Source organism: Nocardioides pollutisoli (assembly GCF_040045055.1).
In the GTDB taxonomy this organism is placed as follows: domain Bacteria; phylum Actinomycetota; class Actinomycetes; order Propionibacteriales; family Nocardioidaceae; genus Nocardioides; species Nocardioides tweenelious.
Map to the genome: position 1 here is coordinate 3,634,442 of NZ_JBDZDU010000001.1, position 15,213 is coordinate 3,649,654.

Annotated in this window: 14 protein-coding genes; 9 read left to right on the forward strand and 5 right to left on the reverse strand. The window is 71.1% G+C overall.

From position 1 onward, the window contains the following. Positions 1 to 28: 28 nt before the first annotated feature. The 4 genes from ABLE68_RS17880 to ABLE68_RS17895 are packed head-to-tail and all read right to left on the reverse strand — an operon-like array spanning position 29 to position 3,808. Positions 29 to 1,192, reverse strand: a complete 1,164-nt coding sequence (locus ABLE68_RS17880) for an LLM class flavin-dependent oxidoreductase (RefSeq protein ID WP_348873189.1) — start codon at positions 1,190 to 1,192, stop codon at positions 29 to 31. Continuing rightward, positions 1,189 to 2,229, reverse strand: coding sequence for an ABC transporter substrate-binding protein (locus tag ABLE68_RS17885; protein WP_348873190.1), 1,041 nt, complete (start codon positions 2,227 to 2,229; stop codon positions 1,189 to 1,191). Before ABLE68_RS17885 ends, ABLE68_RS17880 begins: the two co-directional genes overlap by 4 nt. After that, a complete protein-coding gene (locus tag ABLE68_RS17890) occupies positions 2,226 to 2,999 on the reverse strand; it encodes an ABC transporter ATP-binding protein (protein ID WP_348873191.1) in 774 nt (257 codons plus the stop codon). Before ABLE68_RS17890 ends, ABLE68_RS17885 begins: the two co-directional genes overlap by 4 nt. Beyond that, complete coding sequence (locus ABLE68_RS17895; protein ID WP_348873192.1) at positions 2,987 to 3,808, reverse strand: ABC transporter permease; 822 nt, start codon at positions 3,806 to 3,808, stop codon at positions 2,987 to 2,989. Before ABLE68_RS17895 ends, ABLE68_RS17890 begins: the two co-directional genes overlap by 13 nt. 117 nt (positions 3,809 to 3,925) lie before the next feature. On the opposite strand from ABLE68_RS17895, the gene ABLE68_RS17900 reads away from it, so the two are divergent. The 6 genes from ABLE68_RS17900 (at position 3,926) to ABLE68_RS17925 (ending at position 8,059) form a co-directional block, all read left to right on the forward strand. Next, a complete protein-coding gene (locus ABLE68_RS17900) occupies positions 3,926 to 4,459 on the forward strand; it encodes an SseB family protein (RefSeq protein ID WP_348873193.1) in 534 nt (177 codons plus the stop codon). A gap of 304 nt (positions 4,460 to 4,763) precedes the next feature. Next, the gene (gene infC / locus ABLE68_RS17905; protein ID WP_425475651.1) at positions 4,764 to 5,471 is read left to right on the forward strand and encodes a translation initiation factor IF-3; all 708 of its coding nucleotides are present in this window, start codon (positions 4,764 to 4,766) and stop codon (positions 5,469 to 5,471) included. 89 nt (positions 5,472 to 5,560) lie between these two features. After that, complete coding sequence (gene rpmI / locus ABLE68_RS17910) at positions 5,561 to 5,755, forward strand: 50S ribosomal protein L35 (RefSeq protein ID WP_348873194.1); 195 nt, start codon at positions 5,561 to 5,563, stop codon at positions 5,753 to 5,755. Between the two features lie 45 nt (positions 5,756 to 5,800). Next, the gene (gene rplT, locus ABLE68_RS17915) at positions 5,801 to 6,187 is read left to right on the forward strand and encodes a 50S ribosomal protein L20 (protein WP_348873195.1); all 387 of its coding nucleotides are present in this window, start codon (positions 5,801 to 5,803) and stop codon (positions 6,185 to 6,187) included. Positions 6,188 to 6,201: 14 nt separating this feature from the next. After that, on the forward strand, positions 6,202 to 7,029 hold the full coding sequence (locus ABLE68_RS17920; RefSeq protein WP_425475652.1) for a TrmH family RNA methyltransferase: 828 nt from the start codon (positions 6,202 to 6,204) through the stop codon (positions 7,027 to 7,029). Between the two features lie 10 nt (positions 7,030 to 7,039). Beyond that, positions 7,040 to 8,059 carry a sensor histidine kinase gene (locus tag ABLE68_RS17925; protein ID WP_348873197.1) on the forward strand — a complete coding sequence of 340 codons (1,020 nt, stop codon included), beginning with the start codon at positions 7,040 to 7,042 and terminating at the stop codon, positions 8,057 to 8,059. Here ABLE68_RS17925 and ABLE68_RS17930 read toward each other — a convergent pair. Then, a complete protein-coding gene (locus ABLE68_RS17930) occupies positions 8,051 to 8,443 on the reverse strand; it encodes an ion channel (RefSeq protein ID WP_348873198.1) in 393 nt (130 codons plus the stop codon). The two genes, ABLE68_RS17925 and ABLE68_RS17930, sit on opposite strands and share 9 nt — an antisense overlap. A gap of 56 nt (positions 8,444 to 8,499) precedes the next feature. Between ABLE68_RS17930 and pheS the strand changes: the two genes are divergently transcribed. Genes pheS through ABLE68_RS17945 form a run of 3 tightly spaced genes read left to right on the forward strand, consistent with a single transcriptional unit; the run spans position 8,500 to position 15,062 of the window. Further along, entirely contained in the window at positions 8,500 to 9,606 is a 1,107-nt protein-coding gene (gene pheS, locus ABLE68_RS17935; protein WP_348873199.1) for a phenylalanine--tRNA ligase subunit alpha, read from the forward strand. Positions 9,607 to 9,610: 4 nt separating this feature from the next. Further along, positions 9,611 to 12,091: a phenylalanine--tRNA ligase subunit beta gene (gene pheT / locus ABLE68_RS17940; RefSeq protein ID WP_348873200.1), complete on the forward strand. Its 2,481-nt coding sequence runs from the start codon at positions 9,611 to 9,613 to the stop codon at positions 12,089 to 12,091. After that, positions 12,075 to 15,062, forward strand: coding sequence for an ATP-binding protein (locus ABLE68_RS17945; protein ID WP_348873201.1), 2,988 nt, complete (start codon positions 12,075 to 12,077; stop codon positions 15,060 to 15,062). Before pheT ends, ABLE68_RS17945 begins: the two co-directional genes overlap by 17 nt. Positions 15,063 to 15,213: the final 151 nt, after the last annotated feature.

Genomic DNA, 15,213 nt, shown 5'->3' on the forward strand with positions numbered 1-15,213 from the left:
CGTCCCACATGCCTGAAGCGCGGACCGGTCAGGCCGAGGCCGCGACCCGAGGCGTCTCGGTCGCTCCCGCGAGCAGTCCCTTGCGGCGCAGGAGCGGCATCACGCCCTCCCCGAACCAGTACGCCTCCTCGACGTGCGGGTAGCCCGACAGGATGAACTCGTCGATCCCGAGCCGGTGGTACTCCTCGAGCCGGTCCGCCACCTCCTGGTGGCTGCCGACCAGCGCCGTGCCGGCGCCGCCGCGGACCAGGCCGACGCCGGACCAGAGGTTCGGCGCCACCTCCAGCTCGCGCGCCGAGGCGTACGACGTCCCCGACCGCAGCGACAGCATCCGCTGCTGACCGGTCGACTCGCTCTGCCGCAGGGCGTCCTGCGCCTTCGCGATGGTCGCCGGGTCGAGCCCGTCGAGCAGCCACTGGGCGTGGTCCCACGCCTCGTCGGAGGTCTCCCGCGAGAGCGTGTGGATGCGGAGGCCGAAGCGCAGGGTGCGCCCCTGCTCGGCCGCGAGCCCGCGCATCCAGTCGAGCTTCTCGCGCACCTGCTCGAGCGGCTCGCCCCAGGTCAGGTAGACGTCCGCGTGCTTCGCCGCCACCGGGCCGGCCGGGCCCGACGACCCACCGAAGTAGATGTCAGGTGCGTCGATCCCGCCGCTGACCATCGCGCCCTCGACGCGGAAGTGGTCGCCCGAGAAGTCGTACGGCGCCTGCTCCCACGCGCCCCTCAGGATCGAGAGGAACTCGTCGGTCCGCGCGTAGCGCTCGTCCTTCGACGCGAAGTCGCCGAAACGCGCCTGCTCACGCGGCTCGCCACCGGTGACGATGTTGATCATCAGCCGGCCGTCGGAGATGCGTTGGTACGCCGCCGCCATCTGCGCGGCGAGCACCGGGTTGATCGCGCCCGGGCGGAACGCGACGAGGAACTTGAGCGTGGACGTCTCGCGCAGCAGCGCGGCCGTCGTCAGCCAGGCGTCCTCGCAGAACGTCCCGGTCGGGGTGAGCACGCCCTCGAAGCCGACCTTCTCGGCGGTCCGGGCGACATCGGCGAGGTAGTCGATGGTCGGCTCGCGGAACCCGTGTCCCAGGGTCTCCGAGAGTCCGCCGCGCACCTCGCCTGGCACGCCCTGTCCAGCACCGACCAGTGATCGGCTGTCACCCGAGGTCGGCAGGAACCAGTGCAGCTTGACGCCGGTCACTGCTTGACCGCCTCACCGGTGGTGTCCGCGTTGAAGTCGTCGGTGAAGTAGTCGGACACGTCGATCTCGCCCGGCAGCAGGTCGTTGTCGGAGAACGCGTCGGCCATGTCCTGCTCCGAGTCGATGACGGTCTGGTCGATCGGCAGCGGCTGCACCTCACGGTTGTTGACCGCCGCGAGGGTGATGGACGGGCTCAGCCCGGTCTCCTCGGCCCAGACCTTCGACCACTCCTCCTTGTGCGTGCCCGACCAGACCTGTGCCTGCGCGATCCGGGACAGGTAGTCCTTGAGCGCGGCCTCGGTGGCCGGGTCGTCGATCGCTGCGTCGGACGCGACCTCGAAGGTGTAGCCGTTGGCGAGCTTGGAGCCGTCCGCGAGCACGCGGGCGTCGGCCTCCTGCTCGGCCTGGGAGGTGAAGGGCTCCCAGATCGCCCAGGCGTCGAGGTGGCCCGAGGAGAAGGCGGCCAGCGCGTCCGCGGGCTGGAGGTTCTTCACCTCGACGTCCGAGTACTTCAGCCCGGCCGCCTGCAGCTGCGCGAGCAGGTTGTAGTTGGCCGAGCTGCCCTCGGCGACGCCGATGGTCTTGCCCTTGAGGTCGGCGACGCTCTGGGCCGGCGAGTCCTTCGGCACGACGATCGCGTCGCCCTTGCCGCCGTACGTCGCGCCCTGCACGACCTTGAACTTGCTCTTCGCCGCGGCGGCGAACAGCGGCGGGGTGTTGCCGACACCGCCGACGTGGATCGAGCCGGCGTTGAGCGCCTCGAGCAGCGGCGGCCCGGACGTGAACTCCTTCCACTCGATGTCGTACTCCGTGTCGTCGAGCAGCCCGGCGGCCTGCAGCAGCGCCTTCGAGCCACCCTTCTGGTCCCCGACGATCAGGGTGACCTTCGAGAGGTCGACGGAGCCGTCGTCCTTGATGGCTCCCTCGTTGCCGGTCGCGTCGCCGCCGCAGCCGGCGAGCAGGAGGAGACCTGCGACCGCTCCGGCCAGGGTGCTGACAAGGGCTCGGTTCCTACGGGACTTCCCGGGGGTGTTCATGCTGCTCCTTGGTTGTTCAGGGGGTTGCGCTGGGGGTTGACGGTCACCGGCTTCACGCCGAGCGACGCGAGGACCTCACCGCGGGCGCGGGCGATCTCGGGCTGGGACGGGGCACGGTCGGACCGCGGGAGGGTGATCGACCAGGAGCGGGCGATCCGTCCCTCGTCGAGCACCAGGACCCGGTCGGCGAGGGCGAGTGCCTCGTCGACGTCATGGGTCACGAGGAGGACGGCCATCGAGTGGCGCCGCCACAGGTCGATGAGCAGCTGGTGCATCTCGATCCGGGTGAGCGCGTCCAGCGCACTGAACGGCTCGTCGAGCAGCAGCAGGCCGGGGTTGCTCACCAAGGCACGGGCCAGCGACACGCGCTGGGCCTGACCGCCCGAGAGCTGCAGGGGCCAGGCGCCGAGCTTCTCGCTCAGCCCGACCTCGGCCAGCGTCTGCTCGGCGAGGTCGAAGCGCGACTTACGCTCCGACGTGTTCAGCAGGGCGAGCGCGACGTTCTGGTGCACGGTCCGCCACGGCAGCAGCCGTGGCTCCTGGAACGCGACCGCCGTACGCCCGTTGATGACCACCTCGTCGGCCTTCACCGGGTCGAGGCTGGCCAGGCTGCGCAGCAGGGTCGACTTGCCGCAGCCGCTGCGACCGAGCAGGGCGACGATCTCGCCGTCAGCGATGTCGAGGTCGATCGAGCGGAGGACGTGGGTGTCGCCGAACGACCGGTTGTGCGACCGGACGCGCGCGACAGGAGTGTCGTTCAGGAGCGCCATGCGAGTGCCCTTCGTTCGAGGTAGCGGACGACTGCGTCGGTGGTGAGTCCGAGCAGCGCGTAGACGGCCAGGCCGACGACGATCACGTCGGTCTGCAGGAAGTCGCGGGCGTGGTTGATCATGTAGCCGAGCCCGGAGTCGGCGGCGACGGTCTCCGCGACGATCAGGGAGAGCCAGGCGATGCCGAGGCTCTGCCGCAGGCCGACCAGGCTCTGGGGGAGCGCGCCGGGGATCACCACGTGGCGGATCCGCTGCGACCAGCTGAGGTTCATCGACCGCGCGGCCTCGAGGGTCTTGCGGTCGATGCCGCGGATCCCCGCCAGGGTGTTGAGGTAGAGCGGGAAGCACGCACCCATCGCGATCAGCGCGATCTTCGGCTGCTCGCCGATGCCCATCCAGATGATGAAGAGCGGGATCAGGCCGAAGTGGGGGAGCATCCGCAGCATCTGCATCGGCGGGTCGATGGCGTTCTCACCGATCCGGCTGAGTCCGGCGACGATGGCCAGCGCCAAGCCGATGGACCCGCCGAGGAGGAAGCCGATGGCGACCCGCTGGATCGAGATCAGGGTCGCGGTCCCGAGCGTGCCGTCCTGGACCAGGTCGATCGCGGTCGAGGCGATCTGGGCCGGGGAGGCGATCGTGGTCTCCTCGAGGACGCCGGTCGTCGAGAGGACCTGCCAGATCGCGATGATCACGATCGGGGAGACCCATCGCACGAGGTGGCGAAGCGGGGAGGGTCGTTGTCGTGGTCTGGCGGGCGCTGTCTGGAGGCGCCCGGCCAGCTGGGCTGCGCCGAGATCGAAGCTCATTCGCCCATGTCTACGGATTTAATACACTTAAATCAAGTGGAACACTCGACAATGACTCGTGGGACGGCTCACACCTGCTGATTTCGACCGGGACCGGGCCGGCGGGACAATGGGGGCGTGTCCGGACCCGAGCAGCGCGTGATCCCCGACCCGGGGTTCGCCGGCGACGACGGAGCCGCCCCGACCGAGCTGGCCGCGGCGCTGGCCGCGTGGGAGGCCGACCCGTCGACGTACGTCGAGGCGCTGGCCGCCCTGCAGCGCTCCCGCCTTCTGGTCCCGGTCGTCGCGGTGCTCGGCGAGGTCGAGCACGACGCCGCCGGGCTGGCCCGCGAGAAGTCCAGCGACATGGCGACCGTGCTGATCCAGGGCGCCGACGGGCGGCTGGCGCTGCTCGCCTTCACCGGGACGGCGACTCTCGCCGCCTGGAACGCCGAGGCCCGACCTGTGCCGGTCGCCGCCTCGCTCGCGGCTCGTTCCGCCCTGCAGGACGACGCCGCGGCCCTCGTGGTCGACCTCGCCGGACCCGTCCGGTTCGTCGTCGAGGGCGATGACCTGCGCGGACTCGCGGAGGAGTGGACGCTCGCCCGGGTCGCGGGGGGTCACGCCTGGATTCGGCCCGACGGGGAATCTTCGGCTAGCATCTGGCGTTGACCGATCAGTTCCGACCCGACCGTCCGCGGGAGAGCCGGAGCAGATCTCACAAGCGGAGCCAGCAGCATCGTCTCCCACCCGCATCGACCGCCCCAGCAATGGGTCAAGCTCCACAGGTCGTCGGGTCCGGTCCCGAAGGCATGGCCTGCGGCGTGGATGTTTTCCTCGCCGTGAGCCTGACTGCCTTTGATGGCACTCCCACTTGCGTGGGGGGCGCCGCGACTGGCTTCCGCTTGCACCAGCGGAAGCCTTTGTTGATTTCGGACCTCCTCGGCGGAGGGCCGGTGATCGCGGGGGAGTCCGTATCACTTGGCCACCAGGAGGACACATCAGCACCGAGCTGCGAATCAACGACCGGATCCGGGTTCCCGAGGTCCGGCTCGTTGGACCCAACGGGGAGACGGTCGGCATCGTGCCGACCGACCAGGCCCTGAAGCTTGCGCAGGAGGCGGACCTCGACCTCGTCGAGATCGCCCCGCAAGGCAAGCCGCCAGTCTGCAAGCTCATGGACTACGGCAAGTTCAAGTACGAGAACGCCCAGAAGGCTCGCGAGGCGCGTCGCAACCAGACGAACGTGATCATCAAGGAGATGAAGCTTCGTCCCAAGATCGACGCCCACGACTACGAGACCAAGAAGGGTCACGTGGTGCGGTTCCTGCGCGCCGGCGACAAGGTCAAGATCACGATCATGTTCCGCGGTCGCGAGCAGCACCGTCCCGAGCTGGGTTTCCGGCTGCTCCAGAAGCTGGCCGAGGACGTGACGGAGCTGGGCTTCGTCGAGTCCGCGCCCAAGCAGGACGGCCGCAACATGATCATGGTGCTCGGCCCGCACAAGAAGAAGGCCGACGCGAAGGTCGACATCAAGGCAGAGAAGGACGCGAAGGCCGCCGAGCGCGCCGCCCTGATCGCCGATGAGCAGGCCGAGCGCGACGCCGCCCACGCCGCCGGACCGGTGGCGCAGAAGAAGGAGCGTGGACGCTCCGAGAACCTCGATCCCGAGATCGAGGCCTGAGACCCGCGGCCGGTGCCCCCGGCCGACGCAACAACTCGCTGGTCGAGCAGTCGTGACCGCGACCAGTAGGACGAGAAGAGAGAGCAGAGATGCCGAAGAACAAGACGCACTCCGGTGCGAGCAAGCGCTTCCGCGTGACGGGGACGGGCAAGATCCGCCGCCAGAAGGCGGGCATGCGCCACAACCTGGAGAAGAAGCCCTCCAAGGTCACCCGTCGCCTGTCCGGCACCACCGAGGTCGCCAAGGCCGACGTGAAGCGCGCCAAGAAGCTGCTCGGTCTCTGACCAGCGCCCGCACCCAGACTTAACAGAAGCAACAAGGAGTAAATCGTGGCACGCGTCAAGCGGGCAGTGAATGCCCAGAAGAAGCGCCGGGTCGTCCTCGAGCGCGCCAGCGGATACCGCGGCCAGCGCTCGCGCCTGTACCGCAAGGCCAAGGAGCAGGTCACCCACTCCCTGGTCTACAGCTACAACGACCGTCGCAAGAACAAGGGCAACTTCCGCAAGCTGTGGATCCAGCGGATCAACGCTGCGGCTCGCGCCCAGGGCATGACCTACAACCGGTTCATCCAGGGCCTCGGCCTCGCCGGTGTCGAGGTCGACCGCAAGATCCTCGCCGAGCTCGCTGTCAACGACATCGCCGCGTTCAACGCGCTCGTCGAGACCGCGAAGGCCGCGCTGCCCGAGGACGTCAACGCGCCCAAGGTCTCGGCCTGACGCACGGCGCCCCCCTGACCACGGGCAACACCCGGGTCAAGGAGACACGGAAGCTCAGCCGCCGCTCGGAACGCTCCGAGCGGCGGCTCTTCCTTGCTGACGGCCCGAAGGCCGTCGAGGGGGCCCTCTCGACAGTGCTGGATTCTGGGCAGGGTTGCGTGGTCGAGGTCTTCGCGACCTCCGCCGCCACCGAGCAGTACGCCGATCTCGCGGCAGCCGCCCCTCAGTGGACCCTCGTCGAGGACCGCGCGCTCGCCTCGCTGAGCGACTCGGTCAACCCGGCCGGCGTCGTGGCGGTGTGCCGCTTCCTCGACCGACCGTTGGAGCACCTGCTTCCCCCGTTGGTTGAGGAGGTTGCGCCAGCAACCGTCTCGAAACCCCGTCTCGTCGCGATCTGCGCCGACGTCCGCGACCCCGGCAACGCCGGCACCGTGATCCGCTGCGCGGACGCCGCCGGCGCCGACGCCGTCGTGCTCGCCGGGCACTCGGTCGACGCCTACAACCCCAAGACCGTGCGCGCCAGCGTCGGCAGCCTGTTCCACCTCCCGATCGCGATCGAGCCGGACCCGGCGGCCGCCGTACGCGCCGCACAGGCCGCCGGCCTGCAGGTGCTCGCGGCCGACGGCGCGGGCGAGGTCGACCTCGACCACGCCGACGAGCTGCTCGCCGCGCCGACCGCGTGGCTGTTCGGCAACGAGGCGTGGGGACTGCCCGACGAGGTGGCTGCCCTGGCCGACCACCGGGTCCGGATCCCGATCCACGGCCGCGCCGAGAGCCTCAACCTCTCCACCGCCGCGGCGCTCTGTCTCTACGCGTCCGCCCGCGTCCACCACCGCGACTAGTCTGGCCGGCGTGACGGACCTGGATGCCTTGGCCGACGGCGTCGTCCTGGCCGGCCCGGACCGCCGCGTCACCGTCGTCAACACGGCCGCGGCTCGGCTGCTCGGGGTCGACGCGATCGCCTCCGTCGGTGAGCCGCTCGCCGACGTCCTCGCCCTGCAGGACCAGGACGGTCGGGCCTGGACCGCCACGAACTGCCCCTACGACGGCCTCCCGACCCGGACCGGTGTCCCGGAGCAGCCCTGGCTCACCGCCGACGGCACCGAGGTGCTGGTCGTCGCTCGGATCCACAGGCCCGCCCTGGACCGCTCGGTCGAGCAGGTCGCGGTCAGCATCCGCTCCGGGCGGGGCCGGGCCCGGCTCGACCGGGAGCGCTCCGACCTGGTCGCCACGGTCGCCCACGAGCTGCGCTCGCCGCTCACGGGGGTGAAGGGCTTCGTGCAGGCGCTGCTGAACCGCTGGGACAAGCTCAACGACGACCAGAAGAAGCTGATGCTGACGACCGTCAGCGCCGACTCCGACCGGCTCAGCCGGTTGATCGCCGAGCTGCTCGACGTGGCCCGGATCGACACCGGACGGCTGCAGCTCTACCCGCGTCCCGTCGATGCCGCGGTCCTGGTCGGACGGGTGGTCGACTCGGTCGCCGCGGGCACCAGCCGGCCGATCGAGCTCGCTGCCACACCCGCGCTGCCGAGCATCACGGTGGACCCCGACAAGTTCACCCAGGTCGTGACCAACCTGGTCGAGAACGCCGTACGCCACGGTGAGGGCATCGTCCGCGTGACGCTGGACGAGGTCGGCAGCGACGTACGCCTCGTGGTCGAGGACGAGGGCGAGGGCATCGCGCCCGAGATGCGGCGCCGGGTGTTCACGAAGTTCTGGACCGGGGGAGCGCGCGGCGGATCCGGCTTGGGTCTCTACCTGGTCAACGGCCTGGTCAAGGCCCACGGCGGGACGATCACGATCGAGGACGCACCCGCCGGTGGCGCGCGCATCGTCGTCGTGCTGCCCTCCGACGAGACGTCAGGGTAGGCGGCGCTCCAGCGCCTCGACACGACGCGAGATCTCGTCGAGGCGGGTGAGGATCTCGTGCTCGAGCGTGGAGTTCCGCTCCTCGGCCGGCTCGGCGTCGGTGCGGATGAACACAGCCGCGAGGGTGGCGCTCAGGAGCGACATCAGCAGGAAGCCGGTCACCATCAGCACGACCGAGATCACGGTCGCGGTGGTGGTGTGCGGCGGACCGTAGACGTAGCCGAGGTTGGTCATCAGCGAGACCGCCCACCAGAGGCCGCCCCAGAAGCTCGGCACCGTGTCGGACTCCAGCGCGGCCGCTGCGCCGGCCCCGCCGAGCAGGAAGAGCAGGGTGACGACGAGCGCGGGAGCGGCGATCCGGCGTTCTACACGAGGGTTGCTCACCGGACGATTGTGAACCGGTTCGCTTCCACCGTCTCGACCTTCCTAGACTCGTGCCCGTGTCCGGCCCCAATACTGACTATGACCCCGTGGAGGTCGCGACCTTGAAGCCCGAAGAGCTCGAGGCCGCGCGCGACGCCGCCCTCACCGCGATCGCGGACGCTGCGGACCTCGCGGCGCTCAAGCAGGTGCGGATCGACCACACGGGCGACCGGTCGCCCCTCGCTCTCGCCAACCGCGAGATCGGGGCCCTTCCGCCGCAGGCGCGCAAGGAGGCCGGCCAGCGGATCGGCCAGGCGCGCGGTGCCGTCAGCCAGGCGCTCGCCGCCCGCCAGACCGTGCTCGAGGCCGAGCACGAGGAGCGGATGCTGGTCGAGGAGACCGTCGACGTCACGCTCCCGACCGACCGCGTCCCCGTCGGCGCCCGCCACCCGGTCACCACCGGGTCCGAGCTGATCGCCGACATCTTCGTCGCGATGGGCTGGGAGGTCGCGGAGGGCCCGGTCATCGAGGCCGAGTGGCTCAACTTCGACGCGCTCAACCTCGGCGCCGACCACCCGGCGCGCACCATGCAGGACACGTTCTGGACCGACCCCCAGGACAACGGGATCGTGCTGCGCACCCACACGTCCCCGGTGCAGGCGCGCACCATGCTCACCCGCGAGCCCCCGATCTACGTCGTCTGCCCGGGCCGGGTCTTCCGGACCGACGAGTACGACGCCACGCACAGCCCGGTCTTCCACCAGGTCGAGGGCCTGGCGATCGACGAGGGCATCACCATGGCCCACCTCAAGGGCACCCTCGACCACTTCGCCGCGTCGATGTTCGGCGAGGGCATCAACACCCGCTTCCGGCCGTCGTACTTCCCGTTCACGGAGCCGAGCGCCGAGGTCGACCTGGTCTGCTTCGTCTGCCGCGGCGCCGGCGTGCTCGACGGCGCGACCTGCCGCACCTGCCGCGGCGAGGGCTGGATCGAGTGGGGCGGCTGCGGCGTCGTCAACCCGCGCGTGCTCACCGCCTGCGGCATCGACGCCGAGCGCTACACCGGCTTCGCCTTCGGCATGGGCATCGACCGCACGCTGATGTTCCGCCACGGCATCGAGGACCTGCGCGAGCTCTTCGAGGGCGACGTCCGCTTCACCACTGCTTTCGGAACGGAACTCTGATCACATGAAGGCCCCTGTCTCCTGGATCCGGGAGTACGTCGACCTGCCGGCGGACGTGTCCACCGAGGACCTCGCCGCGCGCCTGACCGCGCTCGGCCTCAAGCTCGAGGCGATCGAGGCACCCGGCGACCAGATCACCGGTCCGCTCGTGATCGGCAAGGTGCTCACGATGGAGCCCGAGCCGCAGAAGAACGGCAAGACGATCAACTGGTGCTCCGTCGACGTCGGCGACGCCAACGGCACCGGCGAGCCGCAGGGCATCGTCTGCGGCGCCCACAACTTCGCGCCCGGCGACCTCGTCGTCTGCATCCTTCCCGGCGGCGTGCTGCCCGGGAACTTCGAGATCTCTGCGCGCAAGACCTACGGCCACCTGTCCGCCGGGATGATCTGCTCCTCGCGCGAGCTGGGCCTCGGCGACGACCACGACGGCATCATCGTGCTGCCCGCCGACGCGGGTGCTCCTGGCGACGACGCGTTCGCTGTGCTGGGTCTCGACGACGAGGTCATCGAGTTCGAGATCAACCCCGACCGCGCCTACGCGCTGTCGCTGCGCGGGATCGCCCGCGAGGCCGCGCTGGCCTACGCCGCGCCGTACCGCGACCCGGCGGACCGCAAGGTGCCCGAGCCCAACGCCGACGGCTACCCGGTCGAGATCGACGACCCGACCGGCTGCCCGGTCTTCGTCGCCCGCAAGGTCACGGGCTTCGACCCGGCCGCGCCCTCCCCGGACTGGATGGTCCGCCGGCTCACCCAGGCCGGGATGCGTCCCATCTCGCTGGCCGTCGACGTCACCAACTACGTGATGCTCGAGATCGGCCGGCCGATCCACGGCTACGACGCCGACAAGCTGCAAGGTCCGATCCGGGTCCGCCGGGCGACCGCGGGGGAGCGGCTCACCACGCTTGACGGTGTCGACCGGGCCCTGTCGGTCGAGGACCTCGTCGTCACCGACGACTCCGGGATCATCGGCCTCGGCGGCGTCATGGGTGGCGAGGCCACCGAGATGTCGTCGACCACGACCTCGGTGCTCGTCGAGGCCGCCCACTGGGACGCCACCTCGATGTTCCGCACCGGCAAGCGCCACAAGCTGACCTCCGAGGCCGGCAAGCGCAACGAGCGCGGAGTCGACCCGCTCGTCACGCCCGCCGCAGCGGACCGGGTCGTCGAGCTGCTCACGACGTACGGTGGCGGCACGGCCGACGCGGGCGTCACCGTCGTCGGCACCGCGCCGGAGCGGGAGGCGATCACGATCAGCTACGACCTGCCCGCGCGCGTGACCGGCATGCCGATCGACGCCGCGACCACGGTCACCAACCTCGAGGCCGTCGGCTGCGTGCTCGACAAGCAGGACACGACGCTGACCGCGACCCCGCCCCCGTGGCGCCCCGACCTCACGGACCCCTTCGACCTCGTCGAGGAGGTCGCCCGGATCGTCGGCTACGACCAGGTCCCGTCCGTGCTGCCCCGCGAGGCGACCGGCCGCGGCCTGACCCGCGAGCAGCGGTTGCGCCGCCGGATCGGTCGCACCCTCGCCGGCGCCGGCTGCGTCGAGGTGATCAGCTTCCCGTTCGTCGGCGAGGCCGCGTTCGACGCCCTCGGACTGCCCGCGGACGACGTGCTGCGTCACACCGTGCGGCTCGCCAACCCGCTCTCCAGCGAGGACCCGTCCTACACGACGACGCTGCTGCCCGGCCTGCTCAAGGCCGCCGCCCGCAACCTCGGGCGGGGTGCGACCGGCGTTGCCCTCTTCGAGACCGGCACGGTCGCCTTCCCGGCCGACCGCGGTCCGGCTCCGATCTACGGCGTCGACGGACGTCCCACCGATGCCGAGCTCGCCACGCTCTTCGAGGCGATCCCCGACCAGCCGCTCCACCTCGCGGTCGTCCTGACCGGGGAGCGCGAGCGGTCCGGGTGGTGGGGCAGCGGCCGCCAGGCCGACTGGTCCGACGCGATCGGGCTGGTCCGGCGGCTCGGCGACGAGCTCGGCGTCGAGGTCGAGGTCACCTCGGCCGCGCGGATGCCCTGGCACCCGGGTCGTTGCGCGCAGGTCAGCGTCGGCGGGGTCGAGTTCGGCCACGCGGGCGAGCTGCACCCGAAGGTCTGCACGGCGTACGGACTGCCGGCGCGCAGCGCAGCGGTCGAGATCGACCTCGACTTCCTGATGCGCGCCGCTCGCGACGTCACGCCCGGGCCGCAGTTCTCGACGTACCCCCTGGCCAAGGAGGACGTCGCGCTGGTCGTCGCGGAGGAGGTCACCGCCGCCGAGGTCGAGAGGGCGCTGCGGGAGGGCGCCGGGGAGCTGCTCGAGTCGATCCGCCTCTTCGACGTCTACACCGGCGACCAGGTCGGCGCCGGCCACAAGTCCCTGGCCTTCGCGCTGAGGTTCCGTGCTCCTGACCGCACCTTGACCGAGGAGGAGACGGCGGCCGCACGCAACGCCGCCGTCGCTGCCGCCGCCGAGCGGACCGGTGCCGTCCAGCGCTGACGGCCCGAGCGCTCCCAGGCTCGCGGTCCTCGACGACGTCACCTGGCACGGCGAGCCCATCCCGGGCGAGCGCACGCACGCGCTGCTGCGCAGCCTCGCCGGGGCGGGCAGCCGCGGCCTGTCCGAGGCTGCGCTGGTCGACGAGATCTGGGGCGACGACGTCCCGGCCAACCCGACGAAGGCGCTCCAGGTGGTGGTCTCGCGGGCCCGGTCGGCGACCGGCTCGGACGTGATCGAGCGGACGGCGCGCGGATACCGCCTGGCCCTCGAGGACACCGACGTCGATGCCTGGGCGCTGCGCCCGGAGGGGCTGCGGCTCGCCGCGGCCGGCGACTACGCCGCAGCGCTCCCGCTCCTGGAGCGGGCCGAGCCCGACGACGAGGTGACCGCCGCCCTGCTGCGCTCGGTTGCCGGCGTCCACGGGGCTCCCGCTGCGCTCGATCGCTACGAGACCTACCGCGAGGACCTCGTGGACCGCCTCGGCGTCGACCCCAGCCCGGAGCTGCGCGCGCTTCACGCCGAGCTGCTCGCCCGCGACCGCCCGGTGCGCGAGGGGCTGCTGTTCGAGGCATCCCGGCTGATCGGCCGCGAGGACGACGTCGTCGCGCTCGAGGGGATGATCCGTACCTCCCGGGTCACCTCGATCGTCGGACCCGGCGGGCTGGGCAAGACCCGGCTCGCCCACCTGATGGGTCGGCTGGCCGAGCAGCCCGTGGTCCACTTCGTCGAGCTCGCCGGTGTCACCTCACCGGAGGGCGTCGCGGTCGAGGTCGGCGACGTGCTGGGCGTGCGCGAGTCGGTCGCAGCCGGACGCCTGAACGTCGCCGTCAGCCGTCGCGCCGACCTGCTGAGCCGGATCATCGACCAGGTCGGCACCGCACCGGCCCTGCTCATCCTCGACAACTGCGAGCACGTCGTCGAGGCGGTGGCCGACCTGGTCTCCGTGCTGGTGCAGCGCACCCCTGCGTTGCGGGTGCTCACCACCACCCGCGCACCCCTGGGCATCGCGGCCGAGCGGGTCTACCTGCTGCCGCAGCTGAACCTGGACGACGCCGTGCAGCTCTTCCGTGAGCGCGCGACGGCTGCGCGCCCCGGCGTACGGATCGACGACGCGGAGGTGCGCTCGCTCGTCGGCCGGCTGGACGGACTGCCCCTCGCTGTCGAGCTCGCGGCCGCGAAGGTGCGCGCCATGTCGGTCGTCGAGATCGAGCGGCGCATCGGCGACCGGTTCACGCTGCTACGGGGCGGGTCGCGCGACGCCCCCGAACGGCACCAGACCCTGCTCGCCGTCATCGACTGGAGCTGGAACCTGCTCCGTGACGAGGAGCGCGTCGCGCTGCGCCGACTCTCGGTCTTCCGGGACGGGTTCTCCTTCGAAGGCGCCGAGGCGGTGGTGGGCGACGACGCGCTCGCGGCCCTGGTCAACCTGGTCGACCAGTCGCTGGTCACGGTGGTCGAAGGATCGGGTGAGCTGCGCTACCGACTGCTCGAGACCGTGCGGGAGTTCGGTCAGATGCAGCTCGTCGGAGCAGGCGACGACGCCGAGACGGTCGAGCGGCTGCGGGGCTGGGGCGTCGCCTACGCCCGTACCTGCTCCGCGAGCCTGTTCGGACCGCGTCAGGTCGAGATGATGACCGCCATCCGCACGGAGGAGGGCAACCTCGTCGACCTGCTCCGCAGGTGCCTCCGTGATCGCGACGCCGAAGCGGTCGTGGTGCTGATGGCCTGCCTGTCCGACTTCTGGACGATCGAGGGCAGCCACCTCAAGGTCGTCAACATCGCTCCCGACGTCGAGGACGTCGTCGTGGACGCGGACATTCCTCCCGATCTCGACGAGGCCCTCCGGGCAACCCTCGTCTCACTCGCCTTCAACACGATGATCTTCACCGACAGCGCGGCCGGACGCGCCTTCGACCGGCTCGAGCTGCTCGGTCCGGGAGATCGCACCACGCGCAGCGGCATCTCGGCGACCGTGCTCCTCGCCGCCCGGGCGACCGTGGAGGACGGCCACATCGGTGCCGTCGAGGCGATGTGTGACGACGACGATCGCCGGGTGGCCCAGCTCGCGATGCAGTGGTCCAGCCAGTTCCACGAGAACCAGGGCGACATCCAGGCCGCGCAGGAGCGCGGCCGGCAGGCGCTCCTCCTCAGTGACGACGCCGACGGGCCCTGGGGTGCTGCGCTGATCCGGGCGCAGCTCGCCGGCCTCACCATGCAGGTCGGCGAGATGGAGGAGGCGATGGCCTACGCGCGCGAGGCCATCCCGGCGCTCGACGCCCTGGGAGCCGACGAGGACGCCGCTCAGCTCAAGGCGGTGCTCGCCATGGGGGCGATGGAAGCCGGCCGCATCGACGAGGCGGAACGGATCTTCGACGAGATCGAGGCCTCCGACGGCGCCACCGGCATCTTCGGTGCCGCCATCATCCTGCTCTGCGGTCGCCCCGAGCTCGACCTCGCCGCCGGCCGCACCGAGGCCGGTCTCCACGGCTACCGCGAGGCCGCCCGGATCCTGTCCGCGCGCAGCTTCCCCGGTCTCGAGACGATGCTCGGCTTCGAGCCCTGGACGTTGTACGCCGAGGCCGCGGCCGTCGCCGCCCACGTCCGGCACGGGCAGCGCGAGGAGGTCGTGGGCATGCACCGTGACCTGCTCGAGAAGTCACCGCGGATCCTGGACGGGGCCATCGGCTTCCTCGACTTCCCGGTCTTCGGGTCGATCCTCTTCGCCCTGGCCGTGTGGGACCTGTCCGACCAGCCCGACCAGGTCCGGGCGGAGCGCGCCGTGCGCCTGCTCGTCTACGCCGACCGGTTCGGCTACAACCGCCAGCTGCCGAGCCTGGCCTGGGCGCCCGGCGTGGCCCTGGCCGAGGCCGTCCTGCCCGGTGGTGAGGCGACCTTCCGCGCCAGCCTCGAGGGCCGCAACGCGCCCGAGCTCCGCCCGGAGGTCGGCGACCTGCTGGCGGAGCTCGGGTGAGGCGGTGGTTGAGGTGTGAGGCGCGTTAGCGCCGAGCCTCGAAACCACCTCGACTTGCCTCTCGGCTCACCGGATTTCGACGCGCTCGTGCGAGTTCGCAAGCTCACTCGCGTCGCTTGCTCAATCTGGCCGGCCCACGTCGGGCGCGACT